Raw genomic sequence first — 16692 nt, 5'->3', positions numbered from 1 at the left:
CGCGGGGACGATGGACCCCGAGCTCCGCGCGGCCATCGGCCGGATCGCCCGGGTCCCCCAGCTCCTGGTCGCCTGCGACTACGACGGCACGCTCGCGCCGATCGTCGAGGACCCGAGCAAGGCCGTGCCGCTGCCGGAGTCGGTCGCCGCGGTCCGGGCGCTCGCCGCGCTGCCGCAGACCACCGTCGCGGTGGTCTCCGGTCGGGCGCTGCGCGACCTGGCCGCGCTCTCCCGGCTGCCCAGCGAGGTCCACCTGGTCGGCAGCCACGGCTCCGAGTTCGACATCGGCTTCGTCGAGCGGCTCACCCCCGAGCTGATCGCCGTCCGCACCCGGCTGCGCGACGCGCTGCGCGAGATCGCCGCGGCCCACCCGGGTGTCCGGCTGGAGCGCAAGCCGGCCAGCGTCGCCGTGCACACCCGCGGGGTCGACCCGCAGGTCGCGGCGGCCGCCATCGAGGCGGTCCGCAACGGCCCCGCGAAGTGGGACGACGTCACGGTCACCCAGGGCAAGGAGGTCATCGAGCTGTCGGTGGTCGCCACCCACAAGGGCACCGCGGTCGACCAGCTGCGCACCCAGCTCTCGGCCAGCGCCGTGCTCTTCATCGGCGACGACGTCACCGACGAGAACGCCTTCGGCAACCTGCACGGCCCGGACGTCGGCATCAAGATCGGCCCGGGTGACACCCAGGCCGGCTACCGGGTCGCCGAGCCGATCGAGGCGGCTCGGGCGCTCGGGCTGCTGCTGGAGACCCGGCGGCACTGGCTCTTCGGCGAGCGGGCCGTCCCGATCGAGCGGCACTCGATGCTCTCCAACGGCCGGACGGTCGCCCTGCTCACCCCCGACGCCAAGGTCACCTGGCTCTGTCACCCCAAGCCGGACTCGGCGGCGATCTTCGCCGACCTGGTCGGCGGCAGCCCGGCCGGCCACTTCAGCGTCGCCCCGGAGCGCGGCGGCATCCCGCTGGGGCAGCGTTACCGCAGCGGCACCATGACCGTGGAGACCCGCTGGTCCGGGCTCACCGTCACCGACTGGCTCGACCTGCCGGCCCGGGAGACCACCCCCGACGGCCCGGCGATCATCACCGGCGACTCGACCCTGGTCCGGGTGCTGACCGGCTCCGGCAAGGCCCGCATCGACTTCGCCCCGCGCCCGGAGTTCGGCCAGGTCGCCGTCCAGCTGCAACCGCTCGACGACGGCCTGCTGGTGCTCGGCTCCAACGAGCCGGTCGCGCTCTACGCCCCGGGTGTGACCTGGGAAGTCAGAAGCGACGGAGTGAACGAGAGCGCGGAGGCGATGGTCGACCTCTCCGCCGCCGGCGGCCAGGTCGTGCTGGAGCTGCGCTTCGGCACGCACAGCCTGGAGCACCACGCCGTCGCGATCCACGAGCGGCAGGCCAGGGCCGAGCAGCCGTGGAAGGACTGGGTGGCCTCGCTGCGGCTGCCCACCACCGCCCGCGACCTGGTCGCCCGCAGCGCGCTCACGCTGCGCGGCCTCTGCCACGAGGCGACCGGCTCGATCCTGGCCGCCGCGACCACCTCGCTGCCGGAGGAGCTGGGCGGGGTCCGAAACTGGGACTACCGCTACTGCTGGCTGCGCGACGCGGCACTGACCGCCCGCGCGCTGGTCGACCTGGGTTCCCTCGAGGAGGCCGAGGCGCTGCTGCGCTGGGTGGACGGCTGCGTCGAGCGCACCGGCGGCCACCCGGAGCGGCTGCACCCGCTCTACACCATCGACGGCTACGAGCTGGGCGCCGAGGCCGTCATCGACACCCTCCCCGGGTACGCCGGCTCCCGGCCGGTCCGGGTGGGCAACCTCGCCAACCACCAGCTCCAGCTCGACGTCTTCGGCCCGATCGCGGACCTGATCGCCGCCGTGGCCGACGCCCGGGGCTCGGTCCGCGAGGACGAGTGGCGGGTGCTGGAGAACATGGTCGAGGCGGTCCGCCGCCGCTGGCACGAGCCCGACCACGGCATCTGGGAGGCCCGCCTCCCCCCACGGCACCACATCTTCTCCAAGGTGATGTGCTGGATGACCGTCGACCGCGCGCTGCACATCATGCGCCAGCACGGCGGCGAGGACCGGCCAGAGTGGGTGGAGCTGCGCGACCGGATCGGCGCCAACGTGCTGGAGAACGGCTGGCACGAGGCGGTCGAGGCGTACAGCGTCGCGTACGGCGACGAGGACATGGACGCCTCCTCGCTCTGGATCGGCCTGTCCGGGCTGCTGCCGGGCGACGACCCGCGCTTCCTCTCCACCGTGCTCCGGATCGAGGCGGACCTGCGCAGCGGGCCGGTCGTCTACCGGTACCACTGGGACGACGGCCTGCCCGGCCGGGAGGGCGGCTTCCACATCTGCACGGCGTGGCTGATCGAGGCGTACCTGCGCACCGGCCGCCGCACCGACGCGGAGGAGCTGTTCATGCAGATGATCGACACAGCGGGCCCGACCGGGCTGCTCCCCGAGCAGTACGACCCGCTCGCCGAGCGCGGCCTGGGCAACCACCCGCAGGCCTACAGCCACCTCGGCCTGATCCGCTGCGCGCTGCTGCTGGACAACATGCTCAAGCAGTGACCTGACCAAGCGACGACGGCGGCCGGAGAGAGACCTCTCCGGCCGCCGTCGCGTCTGGCGCCCCGGGAGACGCCGGCCGGCCGAAGATCCACCCCGTTTGCGGCGGGTCGGGGTCTCGTGGCGCGCGGACACCCCGACCCGCCGCAAACGGGTCGGGAGCCCGGCGCGGGGACCGCGAGCGGGGTTGGTCAGGGGGCCGACGCCGGTCAGACGTCGAGCGTGCCCACCACGTCGCCGATCACCACGATGGCGGGCGGGCGCAGGCCCGCCGCCACCACGTCCGCCGCGACCGCGCCGAGCGTCGAGCGCAGCGTCCGCTGGGCGCCGGTGGTGCCCTCCTGGATCACGGCGACCGGGGTGGCCGGGTCCCTGCCGTGCGCGGTGAGCGTCGCGGTGATCGCGGCGAGGTTCTTCAGTCCCATCAGGACGACCAGGGTGCCGCGCAGCCCGGCCAGGGCCGGCCAGCGCACCAGCGAGTCCGGCGAGTCCGGCGCGACGTGCCCGGAGACGACGGTGAACTCGTGCGCCACCGCCCGGTGGGTGACCGGGACGCCGGCCACCGCCGGCACGGCGATCGCGCTGGTCACGCCCGGCACCACGGTCACCGGTACGCCCGCCTCGGCGCAGGCCAGCAGTTCCTCGCCGCCCCGGCCGAAGACGTACGGGTCGCCGCCCTTGAGCCGGACCACGACCTTCCCGGCCAGGGCCCGGTCCACCAGGATCCGGTTGATCTCCTCCTGGGCGCGCGACGGGCCGTACGGGATCTTGGAAGCGTCCACCAGCTCGACGTCGGGACGCAGCTCGTCCAGGAGCAGCCCGGGCACCAGCCGGTCGGCGACCACCACGTCCGCCTCGGTGAGCAGCCGCCAGCCCTTGACGGTGATCAGCTCCGGATCGCCCGGCCCGGCACCCACCAGCGCCACCCGACCGGGTGCGGCCCCGCCCGGCGGCACGCCCCGCCCCGCGGCGGCCAGACCGGTGCGCACGTTCAGCAGGTCGCGCACGGCGTCCCGGACGCTCATCGCGCGACGCGGGTCGCCACCGCCGAACACCGCCACGGTGACCGGGCCGTGCCGGGTCACCGCCGGCGTCCACGCGGTGGCGGCGGAGCGGTCGTCGGCGCGTACGCAGAAGATCCGGCGCTCGGCGGCGGCGGCGCTGACCGACGCGGCGGCGAGCGGGTCGTCGACGGCGACCTGGACCAGCCAGGCGCCGTCCAGGTCGGCCGGGACGAACCGGCGCGGCGCCCAGTGCAGCCGTCCGGCGTCGACGTGGGCGTGCAGCGCGGGGGTCAGCTCCGGCGAGACGAGGAAGACGTCCGCCCCGGCGTCCAGCAGCGCGGGCACCCGCCGGGTGGCCACCGCTCCCCCGCCCACCACGACCACCCGCCGGCCGGCGAGCCGCAGGCCGAGGGGGTAGGGGTTCCCGATCACTTCTCGGAGACCCCCGCCGAGTCGAAGGTGGCGACCTCGTGCAGCACCCGGACCGCGCCGGTGACCACCGGCAGCGCCAGCAGCGCGCCGGTGCCCTCGCCGAGGCGCAGGCCGAGGTCGATCAGCGGGTCCAGGCCGAGGTGGCGCAGCGCCACCGTGGCCCCCGGCTCGGCGGAGCGGTGCCCGGCGACCATCGCGCCGACCGCGTCCGGGGCCAGGGCAGCGGCGACCAGGGCGGCGCTGGCCGCGATCACCCCGTCCAGCAGCACCGGGACGCGGCGGGCGGCGGCGCCGAGGATCAGGCCGGCCAGCGCCGCGTGCTCCAGGCCACCGACGGCGGCCAGCACGCCGAGCGGGTCGGCCGGGTCGGGCCGGTGCCGGTCCAGCGCGGTCCGCACCACGCCGACCTTGCGCCGGTACGTCTCGTCGTCCACCCCGGTGCCGCGCCCGGTGGCCTCGGCCGGGTCGGTGCCGGTGAGCGCGGCGATCAGCGCCGCGGCCGGGGTGGTGTTGCCGATGCCCATGTCGCCGGTGAGCAGGATGCCCGCTCCGGCGTCGACCAGGTCGCCGGCGATCCGGATGCCGGTCTCCAGCGCCGCGCGGGCCTCGTCGCGGGTGAGCGCCGCGGTGACGGTCAGGTCCCGGGTGCCCCGGCGGACGTTCGCGGCGACCAGGCGGGGGCCGATCGCCGTCTCGTCGGTGGCGTCCGGGTCGACCGGGAGCGGAGTGGCCACGCCGACGTCGACCACGGTGACCGAGGCGCCGGCCTGGCGGGCGAACGCGTTGACCACCGCCCCACCGGCCAGGAAGTTGGCGATCATCTGGGCGGTGACCTCCTGCGGCCAGGGGGTCACCCCCTGGGCGTGCACGCCGTGGTCACCGGCGAAGATCGCCACCGCCGCCGGCTCGGGCAGCGGCGGCGGGCAGGCGCCGGCCAGCCCGGCGAGGCGTACGGAGAGTTCCTCCAGGGCGCCGAGGGAACCGGCCGGCTTGGTCAGCCGGGCCTGGAGGTCGCGCGCGGCGGCCATCGCCGGCTCGTCGAGCGGCCCGATCGCCGCGATGGTGGTCTCCAGCATCATGCCTCCAGGATCTCGGCGAGTACGTCGGTGAACGCGTCGGTGGTCGCCGGGTCGCGTACCGCCACCCGCAGCCAGTCCGGCCCGAGACCGGGGAAGGTGTCCCCGCGTCGCACGGCCCAGCCGCGCTCGCGCAGGGTCTCCCGCACCCGGTCGGCGCCGGCCAGGTGCAGCAGGACGAAGGCGCTGGCCGGGCGGCCCGCGACGCGTACCCCGGGCAGGGCCGACAGGCGGGCGACCAGGTGGTCGCGGTCGGCGGCGAGCCGCGCGGCGATCTCGCGCTCGGCCGCGACGGCGGGGGGCGACGCGCAGGCGGTGGCGGCGGCCAGCGCCGGGGTGGAGACGGCCCAGAGCGGCTGGACGGCGGCCAGCCGGTCCAGCAGCGCGGCCTCGCCGAGCAGGTAGCCGATCCGCAGGCCGGCCAGCCCCCACGTCTTGGTGAGGCTGCGCACCACCACCAGGCCGGGCAGGTCACGGCGGCCGGCCAGCGACTCGGGCTCGCCGGCCACGCCGGGGGCCAGGGTGGTGTCGGCGAACGCCTCGTCGACGACCAGTACCCGGCCCGGCCGGGCCAGGGCGGCCAGGTCGGCGGCGGGGTGCAGCACCGAGGTGGGGTTGGTCGGGTTGCCGATCATGACCAGGTCGGCGTCGGCGGGCACCCGCGCCGGGTCGAGCCGGAAGCCGTCGGCCGGGTCGAGCAGCACCCGTTCCACCTGGTGACCGGCGGCGCGCAGCGCGGCCTCCGGCTCGGTGAACTGCGGGTGCACCACCACCGGGCGGCGCACCCCGGCCAGCGCGCGGGCCAGCAGCACGAAGCCCTCGGCGGCGCCGGCGGTGAGCAGTACCTCCGCCGGGGGACGCCCGTGCCGGGCGGCGACGGCCGCCCGGGCCGGCCCCGGATCCGGGTACGCGGCCAGCTCGGCCAGCGAGGCGGTGAGCGGGTCGGCCAGCCAGTCCGGCATGGTGTCCCGGCGGACGTTGACGGCCAGGTCGACCAGGCCCGGGGTCGCCTCGGCGTCCCCGTGGTGCCCCAGGTCCGGTTCTTTCCCGGTGCCCGGCGGCACCTCGATCAGCTGACCATGCATGTCCGTGATCCTGCCGGGAAGCCGCCGTACGGGACAGCGGATCCCGACGTGGGTCGCGTCACCGCCCGGCGACAGCCTCGCCCGTTTATGAATTCTTCTCATTTCCGAATCGGAAATGTCATAACTTGACCCTGTGAGCAACCGACCCCTTGCTGCCGCTGGTCGTACCGTTCCGCTCCTCCGCGCCGGGCTCATCGCCGGCATCGTCGTCGCCGCCGTGGCCTACCCGTTGGCCGCGTTCACCGGCCTCGGCGCCAAGGCCACCGCGCACGCCGTGGAGCAGAAGACGAGCATCCTGCGCACCGCGCTGCCCGCCGAGACGTCGTACCTCTACGCCCCCGACGGCAAGACGATCCTGACCATGTTCTACGAGGAGTACCGGCAGTACACGAAGCTGTCGGACATGTCGCCGAACATCCAGCAGGCGATCGTCGCCGCCGAGGACAACCGCTTCTACCAGCACCACGGCGTCGACCCGAAGGGCGTCGCCCGCGCCTTCGTGGCCAACGCCCGCTCCAGCGGCGTCTCCCAGGGCGCCTCGACCCTGACCATGCAGTACGTCCGGATGGCGCTGCGGGACAGCGCCAAGACCCCGAAGGAGGTCCAGGAGGCCACCCAGCAGACCAGCCTGCGCAAGGTCAAGGAGATGCGGATGGCCCTGGACATCGAAAAGGAGCTGACCAAGGAGGAGATCCTGGAGCGCTACCTCAACTCGGCGTACTTCGGCCACCGGGCGTACGGCATCTACGCCGCCGCGCAGATCTTCTTCTCCAAGACCCCGGCCACCCTCACCCCGGTCGAGGCGGCCACCCTCGCCGGGCTGGTCAAGTCCCCCTCCGAGTACGACCCGATCACCTCGGACCAGAAGGACGCCACCGGCCGGCGCAACTACGTGCTCGACCGGATGGCCCAGCTCGGCTACCTCTCCCCGGACGCCGCGGCGACGGCCCGGTCGGAGCCCATCCGGACCCGGGTGACGACCCCGGCCAACGACTGCACCTCACTGCCCAGCCAGTACCAGACCTGGGGCTTCGCCTGCGACTACGTCAAGAACTGGTGGAGCGCGCAGTCCGCGTTCGGCGAGAACCGGCTGGAGCGGATGGACAAGCTGCGCCGGGGCGGCTACCGGATCGTGCTCAGCCTCGACCCGAAGATCCAGTCGGCGGCGGAGAAGAACGTCGGCGCGAAGGACGGCGTCGGCAGCCCCTTCGCCAACGGCATCGTGGTGGCCGAACCGGGCACCGGCCGGGTGAAGGCGATGGCGGTGAACCGGACGTACTCGCTGGACCTCGGCGAGAACCCGCCCAGCTCCAACCCGGAGGCCGGCCCCAAGGTCAAGGCGAACTACCCGAACACGGTGGCACCCCTGCTCGGCGGCGGCAGCCTCCCCGGCTACCAGGCCGGATCGACGTTCAAGATGTTCCCCATGCTCGCGGCGCTGGACGCCGGGATGCCGCTGTCCACCGAGTACAACTCGCCGCACCGGTACCAGTCGAGGGTCTACGACGGCTGGGCCCCGTCCAACGCCAGCGGGGCGATGACCGGCCGGCAGACCATGTGGTCCGGCTTCGGCAAGTCGGTGAACACCTACTTCGTCCAGCTGGAGGAGCAGATCGGCGCGGACAAGGGGGTTCGGCTCGCCGAGCAGCTCGGGCTGCGCTGGCGTACCGACGTGGACCGGGACCACGCCTCCCCGGCCAAGGCCAAGAAGTGGGGCGCGTTCACCCTGGGCGTCTCCGACGCCACCCCGCTGGAGCTGGCCAACGCGTACGCCGCGATCGCCGCCGACGGGCGGTACTGCGAGGCGATGCCGGTCATGTCGATCACCAACCGGGACGGCACGCCGGCGACGTACCGGACGGCGTCCGGCATTCAGCGGGAGGTGGCCAAGCCGCGCTGCCGGCAGGTGGTGAGCGCGGACGCGGCCCGGGCCGCCACCGACGCCGCCCGCTGCCCGACCGGGGACACCCCGGCGAAGGGGAGCTGCGGGGGCTGGTCGACGGCGGACAGCGTCCGGGGCACGGTGGGCCGCCCGGTGGCCGGCAAGACCGGTACCACGGACAGCACCCGGTCGGCCTGGTTCGTCGGCTACACGCCCGAACTGGCGGCGGCGAGCTTCATCGCCGACCCCGACAACCCGTTCAACGCGGTGGGTGACGGCCAGTCCCAGGTCCCCGTCGTCGCGGTCGCCCAGACGCTGCGCGACGGCCTCAAGGGCACAGCCCCCCGCCAGTTCACCCCACCGTCGGACCGCATCGTGGGGTGAGACCGGGCCGCCCGCCCGGATGACCGGGAGCGCTGCGTCAGGAACGGTGCGGTTCCTGGCGCAGCGCTTCTGTCCGCCCCGGTGCCCCCGGTCGCGGCCGGCGGAGGTCATGGGCGCCGGCCCCGCTCACGGGCCGGCGGGTCGCGGGCCGGCTGCGGTGACGGGCGGGGCGTTCAGTGCAGGTCGGCGGCGACCAGGGACCAGAGTTCCAGGTCGACCCGGGCGCCCCGGACGAAGCCGGCGTTGCGCAGCAGGCCCTCGTAGCTGAAGCCGGCCTTCTCCGCGACCCGGCGGGAGGCCACGTTGCCCGGGGCCACCCGCAGCTCGACCCGCTGGAAGCCGTGCTCCAGGATCAGCGCGATGGCCAGCGCGTCCACCGCCTCGGCGGCCAGCCCGAACCCACGGGCGTGCGGGGCGAGGGCGTACGACACCTCGGTGAGGCGGGCGCCCCAGTCCGTGCGCCGGGTCCACAGGCAGCCGACCACCCGGGCGTCCTCCCGGCGCACCACCGCGTAGTGGTCGCCGTCGCCGCTGTCGCGCCGCTGCCGGGCCAGATCCGTGCACCAGGCCGGCCCGTCGATCTGCCCGTTGGCGTCGGCCAGCGGCAGCCAGCGCTGGGTCTGCCGGTCGGCGAAGACCTCGTCCACCGCGTCGGCGTCCGCCGCCCGCAGCTGGCGCACCTCCGTACGCGGGGTGGAGACGGTCAGCGCCGGAAAGCGGCGGACGGCCACCTGCCCGATCACGCCGGTGCTCCGACGCCCTCGGCAACCCCGGCCGCCGACACCAGTCGGGTCGCGATGGCCGGATCGGCCGCCCAGTGCAGGCCCAACTGCGAGGCGTGCACGCCCCGCCAGACGAAACCCTCGGGAGCGCCGCCCTCCCAGCTCCACGCCGGGCGCTCACCGGCCCGGGGGGTGAGCACCGCGCTGTGCTGCTTGTAGCCGACCACGGCCGCTCCGGCCTCGGCCACCACGCTGGCGGTGCGCGCGGTCGCCTCGCGGTAGCCGACGACCAGGCCGTCGCGGCTGGCGCCGATCGCGTCCAGCACCCCGCACATCGGCCGGCCGTCCAGCTCGCGGGCCAGCCAGAGCAGACCCGCCCCCTCGGCGAGCACCGGGCGGCCGGTGCGGGCCAGCTCGGCCACCGCGATGCAGAGCCGGCGGTTGGCGGAGAGTTCGGCGGCGTACGACTCGGGCAGGCCCGCGCCGACGACCAGCGCCCGGGTGCCGGCGGGCAGCGCCTCGTCGCGCAGCGGGTCGACGGTGACCACCTCGGCGCCCGCCGCGCGCAGCAGCTCGGCCGTCTCGGCGTAGCTGTAGCTGCCGCCCGGCCCACCGGCCAGCGCGACCAGCGGCCGGCCCTCGACCGGGGCGGCCGGCGACGGCGACCACGGCTCGACCGTCAGCGCGGGCGCGGAGCGGGCCAGCGCGAGCAGCCGGTCCAGCTCGACGGTGCCGGCCACCGCCTCGCCGAGGCGCCGCACCGCGCGGGTTGCCTCGGCGTCGCCGCCGACCACCGGCAGCACGCCGTGCCGTCGGGCCGGCAGCACCGGGGGTAGCTCGTGCCGACGCAGCGCGCCGTAGACGGGGACGTCGACGTCGTCGAGCGCCTGCCGCAGCATCGCCTCGTGGCGTGGGGACGCGACCTGGGTGAGGATCACCCCGCCGAGCCAGAGCTGCTCGTCGTAGGAGCGGAAGCCGTGCACCAGGGCGGCCACCGACTGCCCCATCGCCGCCACGTCCACCACCAGCACGACCGGGCTGCGCAGGGCGGTGGCCACGGCCGCCGTGGACTCCGCCTCGGGGCGCCCGGCGACCGAGTCGTACAGCCCCATGGTGCCCTGCACCACGGCCAGCTCGGCGCCGGCCGCGCCGTGCGCGAAGAGCGGGCCGAGCCGGTCCGCGCCGACCAGCCTCGCGTCGAGGGTGCGCCCGGGTCGACCGGCGGCGAGGCCGAGGTACGCGGCGTCGACGTGGTCCGGGCCGACCTTGAAGCCGGCGACGTCCAGGCCGCGTTCGGCGAGGGCGGCGAGCAGCCCGATGGCCAGCGCGTTGGTGCCGTGTCCGGAGGACGGCGCGCTGAGCACGAGGCGCGGCACGGCGGTCATCATCGACTCCTCGCGGGCGACGGGTGGTGGCAAGCGGACGACCGGGAAGATCTCCGACCGGAGATCCGCTCGCGTGACCATACCCGCCCAGACCGACACGTGGCGGCCGCCGACCGGTCGGTGCACCGGGCCGTCGCGGTCGGTGGTCCCGGTCATACGGGTAGCCTCGTGGCGTGTACCGGTTCCTGCTGACCCCACGCTGGCTGGGCATCCTCGCGCTGACCCTGGTCGCCGCCGCGGTGATGGTGCTGCTCGGCAACTGGCAGCTGGACCGCTACGAGCAGCGCACGGCGGTCAACGAGCGCATCGACGCCGGTAGCCGGGGCACCCCCGCGCCGCTGCGCGACGCGCTGCCCGCACCCACCGGCGGGGCGGGCTCGGTCGGCCCGGCCCCCGCCGAGCAGGTCGAGTGGAGCCGGGTCACCGCCACCGGCCGGTACGACGCCGCGAACGTGGTCCTGATCCGTGGCCGGACGGTCGACAGCAAGGTCGGATTCGAGGTGCTCGCCCCGCTGGTGCTGACCGACGGCACGGCCGTGCTGGTCGACCGGGGCTGGGTCCCGCCCGCGCCGGGTGGCGCGATGGCCATGCCGCAGGTGCCCGCCCTGCCCACCGGCGAGGTGACGGTGGTGGGCCGGGTGCACCCCACCGAGACCGGCGGGGCCGGCGTGGACCGGCGCGACGGCCGGCTGGAGACCCGCCGGGTCACCGTCGACAAGATCGCCCGCGAGCTGCCGTACCCGGTGCACGGGGCGTACCTGCTGCTGGACGAACAGACCCCGGCGAACGACCCGGCCTTCCGCGCGGTACCGATCGGGCACGCCAACAACTGGCAGAACTTCGGCTACGTGATCCAGTGGTGGCTCTTCGCGGCGATGTCGCTCTTCGGCTACGGCTGGGTGGCCCGCCGGGAGGCCCGGCGGGCGGCGGGGCTGGACGCGCCGAAGAGGCCGGTCGACCGGGCAGCGGAACCGGCCACCCCGGCCTGACGGCGCGATCGACGGTCTCCTCGGCCGGACGAAACCGGACAGTCGGGCGGGCCACGGGACAGCGGAGGACGTTGTAGGGTCCGCCCGTGATCAACGAGCCGGCGACCCCTGATCCCATCACCGCCCCGTCGGAGCCGGCGACGGCGGCGTACCCGGCCCACGACCCGTGGAGCGCCATGCCGCCCTCGGACACCCCGCCGGCCACCGCCGAGTTCTCCGCGCCGCCGGCACCGCACCCGGCCCCCACCGCGCCGTTCTCCGCCCCGCCGGCCGCGCCGTCCACCGCGCACGTCCCCGCGCCGCCGGCCGGGCACGAGGAGCCGACCGCGCGGTTCTCCGCGCCGCCGGCACCGCACCCCGCACCCACCGCGCAGTTCCCGGCGCCGCACCCCGCCGGCCCGACCGCGCCCTACGCCATGCCGCCGGCGGGACCGGTCGCACACGTACCCCCGCAGTCGCCGCCGACCGCGCACCTGCCCGTGGCGTACTCCGCGCCGCCCGCGACGGCGCAGTTCTCCGCGCCGCCGGCCCACTTCTCGGCGCCGCCGGCGCCGTTCCCGGTGCCGGGCCAGTTCTCCGCCCCGCCGGCCCGGCCGGGGCCGCATCCGCCGGTGCCCGCGCCGGCGCTGCTGCCCGCCGGCTACCCGCCGGCCCGGCCGGACGTGGTGGCGGTGCAGATCGGCGAGATCGTGGTCACCCCGCCGGTGATCCGGACGCCGGCCGGGGTGCTGCCGCTGGCCGGCGCCTCCTGGCAGGTGACGGACTTCTGGCAGAAGGAGGAGAAGATCGCCACCTGGGCGCTGGTCTGCGCCATCGTGGGCTTCTTCTGCCTGACCTTCTTCAGCCTGCTCTTCCTGCTGATCAAGGAGACCCGCCACCACGGCACGGTCCAGGTGACGGTCGTCAACGGCATGCACCAGTACGTGGCCCGGATCCCGGTGCTGGACCAGGGCCAGGTGCAGCACATCAACAACCAGGTGAACTACGCCCGGTCGCTGTCGACGCTCTGATCCCGGCGGCGCGTGGGTCAGCCGCCGGGCCGCCCGGCGTGGATCGCCCGGACCATGTCGATGGTGTCCGCCTCAGCGGCGGACTTGTCCTCGCGGTAGCGCACCACCCGGGCGAAGCGCAGCGCCATCCCGCCCGGGTAGCGGGAACTGGTCTGCACCCCGTCGAAGGCGATCTCCACCACCTGCTCGGGGCGGACCCGGACGACCCAGTCGCCGCGCTCGACCGCCAGCGACAGGAACCGCTCGGTCTGCCAGCGCAGCAGCTCGTCGGTGAGGCCCTTGAACGTCTTGCCGAGCATCACGAAGTCGCCGGTGTGCGGATCCCGGGCGCCGAGGTGCAGGTTGGAGAGCCAGCCCTGCCGCCGCCCGCTGCCCCACTCCACCGCCAGCACCACCAGGTCGAGGGTGTGCCGGGGCTTGACCTTCACCCAGGCCGCGCCGCGCCGGCCCGCGTCGTAGGGCGCGTCCGGCGCCTTCACCACGACGCCCTCCTGGCCGGCGTCGACGGCGGCGGCGAAGGCCACGCCGGCCCGCTCGGCGTCCTCCACCTCCATCCGGCCGACCAGCAGCGACTCGTCGACCGCGCCGGCCAGCGCCGCCCACCGCTCCCGGCCGGGCCGGTCGATCAGATCCTCGCCGTCGATGTGCAGCAGGTCGAAGAAGTACGGCGTCAGCACCGTCTCGCCGGTCGTCTCGGCGGCGGCGAGCACCGCCGGGGCGACCGGAGCGCCGCCGGTGGTGCTCGGCGTGGCGCGGCGGGCGGCCCGGCTGGAGGTCTGCTGGAACGGCAGCGGGCGGCCGGTGGCGTCCAGCCCGATGGCCTCTCCGTCGAGCACCAGCTCGCGGGCGGGGAGCGCGCGCACGGCGGCGACCACCTCGGGGACCCGGGTGGTGCACTCGTCGAGGCTGCGGGTGAAGACGGCGATGTCGTCGCCGGAGCGGTGCACCTGGATCCGGATGCCATCGAGCTTGACGTCCACCACCGCCGGTACGCCGGTGGCGTCGAGCGCCGCGTCGACCGACGGGGCGCTCTGCGCCAGCATCGGGGCGAGCGGTCGGCCGACCTGGAGCCCGAACTCGGCCAGCGCGGCGGCGCCCCCGGAGAGCGCGGCGACCGCCACCGCGCGCAGGTCACCGGCGAGCAGCAGGGCCCGGCGGACGGCGGCGACCGGCACCTCGGCGGCCCGGGCGATGGCGTCGGCGAGCAGCCCCGCCTGGGCACCCTGGCGTAGCTCCCCGCTGAACAGCCCGACCAGCAGCCGCTGCTCGTCGGCGGTCGCGGCGGCGAAGAGCGCGCCCAGCAGCTCCCGCCGGCGGGCCTGCGAGCCGGGGCCGCTGACCGCCGCGATCCGGTCGATCGCCGCGTCCACGGCGGCCACGGTCAGGGACGGCTCGGCGGCCGGTGCGGGCAGGTCGCGCAGGGCGGCCCAGCCGACGCCGGTCTGCCGCTGGCGCAGCTCGCCGGCGAGGTAGCCGGAGCCGGCCGGCACCTCGGCCGGGTCGAGCGCCCGCAGCGCGGCGGCGAGCAGCTCCACCTTGGCCCGCCGGCCGCTGGTGGCGCCGACCGCCGCGGAGGTGGCTGCCAGGTCGAGGAACCGCACGGCCTCATCCTGCCAGCCACCCCCGACACCACCCGGGCATTGCCGTGCCCGGGCCGTCCTGGTGGGCGGCGGGCGGCAGAGGCTGTCGGGAAACCCCGGGGCGAGCGAGGCGGCCGCGAGGTTTCCCGACAGCCTCTTAGGCGGAGACGGGCTCCTCGATGCGCAGGCCCCGGGCCCGCACCTCGTCGGCGACCCGGGACAGGACGCCGTCGAGGGCGACCAGCGCGGCCGAGAGCTCGCCGAGCTGTTCCTTGAGCGTGTCCTCGGGCCACGCGGAGACGTCGACGTCCCCCAGAGCACTCACGGCGGCTTCGAGCCGCGCCATCACGTCGTTCGTACGCATGTTCGAAAGGCTATAACAGCCCTGCGCCCGACACACCGCAAACTCCGACATCGGCCCCGAAGTTACGGTTCCGTCACCTAACCGACCTGGCGCCCCGCCTGGGCGACCCGGGCCAGCAGCAGCGCCTCGGCCAGGCAGACCCGGGCGAACTCGCCCAGGTGCAGGCTCTCGTTCGGGCCGTGCGCCCGCGCGTGCGGGTCCTCGACGCCGGTGACCAGGATCGCCGCCTGGGGGAACATCTCCTGGAAGGTGGCGATGAACGGGATGGAGCCGCCGACGCCGATGTCCACCGGGTCGGTGCCGTCCCAGGCGGTACGGAAGGCGCCCCGGGCGGCGTCGAACATCGGCCCGGAGGCGTCGATGACGCAGGGGTCGCCGTCGTGTTCGAAGGTGACCGTCACGCGGGCGCCCCACGGGGCGTGCTTCTCCAGGTGGGCGCGGAGCGTGTCGTACGCCCGCTTCGGGTCGTCGCCCGGCGCCAGCCGTACGCTCAGCTTGGCCTTGGCCGACGGGACCAGCGCGTTCGGCGCCTCGCCGGTGGCCGGGGCGTCGATGCCGAGCACCGCCAGCGCGGGCTTGGTCCAGAGCCGGTCGGTGATCCGGCCGGTGCCGAAGAGCGCGGCTCCCTCGACCAGCCCGGCCTCGGCGCGGAACCGGTCCTCCGGGTAGTCGACGCTGGCGCCCTCCCGCCCGACGAGGCCCTCGACGGCCACGTCACCGGCGTCGTCGTGCAGGGTGGCCAGCAACCGGACCAGCGCGGTCAGCGCGTCCGGCACCGCGCCGCCGAACATGCCGCTGTGCACCGCGTGGTCGAGGGTGCGCACCTCGACGAAGCAGTTGACGATGCCGCGCAGCGAGGTGGTCAGCGCCGGCACGCCGACGTCCCAGTTGGTGGAGTCGGCGATCACGATCACGTCGGAGGCGATCTCGTCGCGGTGCTCGGCGAGCAGCCGCTCCAGGGAGTCGGAGCCGTACTCCTCCTCGCCCTCGATGAAGAGGACCACGCCGACCGGAAGCTGGTCGCCGAAGGCGCGCAGCGCCGCGACGTGCGCCATGATGCCGGCCTTGTCGTCGGCGGCGCCCCGGCCGTAGAGGCGGCCGTCCCGCTCGACCGGCTCGAACGGGTCGGACTCCCAGAGCGACAGGTCGCCGACCGGCTGCACGTCGTGGTGGGCGTACAGCATGACGGTGGGCGCCCCGGGCGGCGCCGGCTTCGTCCCGATCACCGCCGGCTGGCCGCCGGAGCGGACGATCCGGGTGTCGAGGCCGCAGCCGCGCAGCAGCTCCGCGACGGCCTCGGCGGAGCGCTCCACGTGCGAGTGGTCGAAGCCCTCGAAGGCGATGCCGGGGATGCGGACGAGTCGTTCCAGATCGGCACGGACACCGGGCAGTTCACGCTCGACGGCGGCCCGCACCTCGGACTCGGACATGGTCGGTGTGGTCATGACCGGCATCGTATGACGGCCTTACCTGGGCGCACCTCGCGAGGCCGCGTCGCCGCAGCTCGCGGGGTGGCGCACGAGGTAGCGCGCGGCGTCGTGCGACAGCGCCGGCGCGCCGTCGACCACCAGGTCCGCGTGCGCGGCGGTGCGGTCGGCGGCGAAGTGCGCACGTTCCCCGGCGTGCCAGCGACGCAGCTCCGGCAGGATCTGCGGGCCGTCGCGGTCCAGCGCCCGGGCCCGTCGCAGCGGCGCCGGCGCGGTGACGAACACCGCGAGGCTCAGCTCGGGGCGGATCGCCGACCGCGCCGCACTCACCCCCTCCACCACCAGCACCGGCGCGACCGGCACCGGCACCGCCCGGGGCAGAAAGCCCCGCCGCACCCAGCTGTAGCGCTGGTACGCGCCGGGTCGCCCGGCCCGCAGCGGCGCCAGCACCCGCTCCTCCAGCCGCGACCAGAAGGTGAACTGGTCGTCCCACCCGTCGAGCAGGTCGTCGGTGTGCACCACCGGCGGCCGCTCGCCGCCGGGCAGCGCGGCGAGGGCGTCCGCGAGCCGCGCGGCGAACACGCTCTTGCCCGCGCCGCTCGGCCCGTCGACCGCCACCAGTCGGGTACGCCCGAGCCGCGCCGGCCGGGCCAGCACCCGGCGGGCCAGCACCGCGTACGCCTCGACCACCGCCACCCGCGGCCGGCCGAGCTCCTGGCCGGCGTCCTCCCGGTCTCCCGTCACCCGGCCGACGCTAGCGCCGCCGGGAGTCGCGCGGACCCC

The 16692-nt window shown here is 75.4% G+C and carries 12 protein-coding genes and 1 pseudogene; 4 read left to right on the top strand and 9 right to left on the bottom strand.

Annotated elements, in window-relative coordinates:
• Positions 1–10 precede the first annotated feature (10 nt).
• Entirely contained in the window at positions 11–2572 is a 2562-nt protein-coding gene (gene otsB / locus FHX75_RS22935; RefSeq protein ID WP_425463530.1) for a trehalose-phosphatase, read from the top strand.
• 206 nt (positions 2573–2778) lie between these two features.
• Here the strand turns inward: otsB and cobA are convergent, their stop codons facing one another.
• The 3 genes from cobA to cobC are packed head-to-tail and all read right to left on the bottom strand — an operon-like array spanning position 2779 to position 6166.
• Complete coding sequence (cobA, locus tag FHX75_RS22930) at positions 2779–4005, bottom strand: uroporphyrinogen-III C-methyltransferase (protein ID WP_154942396.1); 1227 nt, start codon at positions 4003–4005, stop codon at positions 2779–2781.
• On the bottom strand, positions 4002–5081 hold the full coding sequence (cobT, locus tag FHX75_RS22925; RefSeq protein ID WP_154942728.1) for a nicotinate-nucleotide--dimethylbenzimidazole phosphoribosyltransferase: 1080 nt from the start codon (positions 5079–5081) through the stop codon (positions 4002–4004). Before cobT ends, cobA begins: the two co-directional genes overlap by 4 nt.
• The gene (cobC, locus tag FHX75_RS22920) at positions 5081–6166 is read right to left on the bottom strand and encodes an Rv2231c family histidinol phosphate aminotransferase CobC (protein WP_154942395.1); all 1086 of its coding nucleotides are present in this window, start codon (positions 6164–6166) and stop codon (positions 5081–5083) included. The genes cobT and cobC overlap by 1 nt, the downstream gene beginning before the upstream one ends.
• Before the next feature lie 133 nt (positions 6167–6299).
• Here cobC and FHX75_RS22915 point away from each other — a divergent pair, with 133 nt between their 5' ends.
• On the top strand, positions 6300–8432 hold the full coding sequence (locus FHX75_RS22915; RefSeq protein WP_154942394.1) for a transglycosylase domain-containing protein: 2133 nt from the start codon (positions 6300–6302) through the stop codon (positions 8430–8432).
• Between the two features lie 173 nt (positions 8433–8605).
• On the opposite strand, the gene FHX75_RS22910 is transcribed toward FHX75_RS22915, so the two are convergent.
• Together FHX75_RS22910 and FHX75_RS22905 are read right to left on the bottom strand one after the other, a co-directional pair.
• The gene (locus FHX75_RS22910; RefSeq protein WP_154942393.1) at positions 8606–9175 is read right to left on the bottom strand and encodes a GNAT family N-acetyltransferase; all 570 of its coding nucleotides are present in this window, start codon (positions 9173–9175) and stop codon (positions 8606–8608) included.
• Entirely contained in the window at positions 9172–10539 is a 1368-nt protein-coding gene (locus tag FHX75_RS22905) for a cobyrinic acid a,c-diamide synthase CobB (protein WP_154942727.1), read from the bottom strand. The genes FHX75_RS22910 and FHX75_RS22905 overlap by 4 nt, the downstream gene beginning before the upstream one ends.
• A 173-nt stretch (positions 10540–10712) precedes the next feature.
• Here FHX75_RS22905 and FHX75_RS22900 point away from each other — a divergent pair, with 173 nt between their 5' ends.
• Together FHX75_RS22900 and FHX75_RS22895 are read left to right on the top strand one after the other, a co-directional pair.
• Entirely contained in the window at positions 10713–11528 is an 816-nt protein-coding gene (locus FHX75_RS22900) for an SURF1 family cytochrome oxidase biogenesis protein (RefSeq protein ID WP_154942392.1), read from the top strand.
• 86 nt (positions 11529–11614) lie between these two features.
• Positions 11615–12538, top strand: a complete 924-nt coding sequence (locus FHX75_RS22895; protein ID WP_246158477.1) for a hypothetical protein — start codon at positions 11615–11617, stop codon at positions 12536–12538.
• Between the two features lie 17 nt (positions 12539–12555).
• Here the strand turns inward: FHX75_RS22895 and FHX75_RS22890 are convergent, their stop codons facing one another.
• The 4 genes and pseudogenes from FHX75_RS22890 to FHX75_RS22875 all read right to left on the bottom strand — a co-directional run bounded on the left by FHX75_RS22890 (position 12556) and on the right by FHX75_RS22875 (position 16653).
• On the bottom strand, positions 12556–14139 hold the full coding sequence (locus FHX75_RS22890; RefSeq protein ID WP_154942391.1) for an ATP-dependent DNA ligase: 1584 nt from the start codon (positions 14137–14139) through the stop codon (positions 12556–12558).
• Positions 14140–14275: 136 nt separating this feature from the next.
• Positions 14276–14482: a hypothetical protein gene (locus FHX75_RS22885; protein ID WP_088975693.1), complete on the bottom strand. Its 207-nt coding sequence runs from the start codon at positions 14480–14482 to the stop codon at positions 14276–14278.
• 77 nt (positions 14483–14559) lie between these two features.
• Positions 14560–15912 (bottom strand): dipeptidase, encoded by a 1353-nt coding sequence (locus FHX75_RS22880; protein WP_211364572.1) that lies wholly within the window; start codon positions 15910–15912, stop codon positions 14560–14562.
• Positions 15875–16653 (bottom strand): annotated as a pseudogene (locus tag FHX75_RS22875) (uridine kinase family protein). The gene FHX75_RS22880 and the pseudogene FHX75_RS22875 overlap by 38 nt, the downstream one beginning before the upstream one ends.
• Positions 16654–16692 lie beyond the last annotated feature (39 nt).

It is taken from the genome of Micromonospora palomenae (assembly GCF_007829925.1).
Lineage (GTDB): Bacteria > Actinomycetota > Actinomycetes > Mycobacteriales > Micromonosporaceae > Micromonospora > Micromonospora purpureochromogenes.
This window is presented reverse-complemented; position numbering and strand designations above follow the sequence as displayed.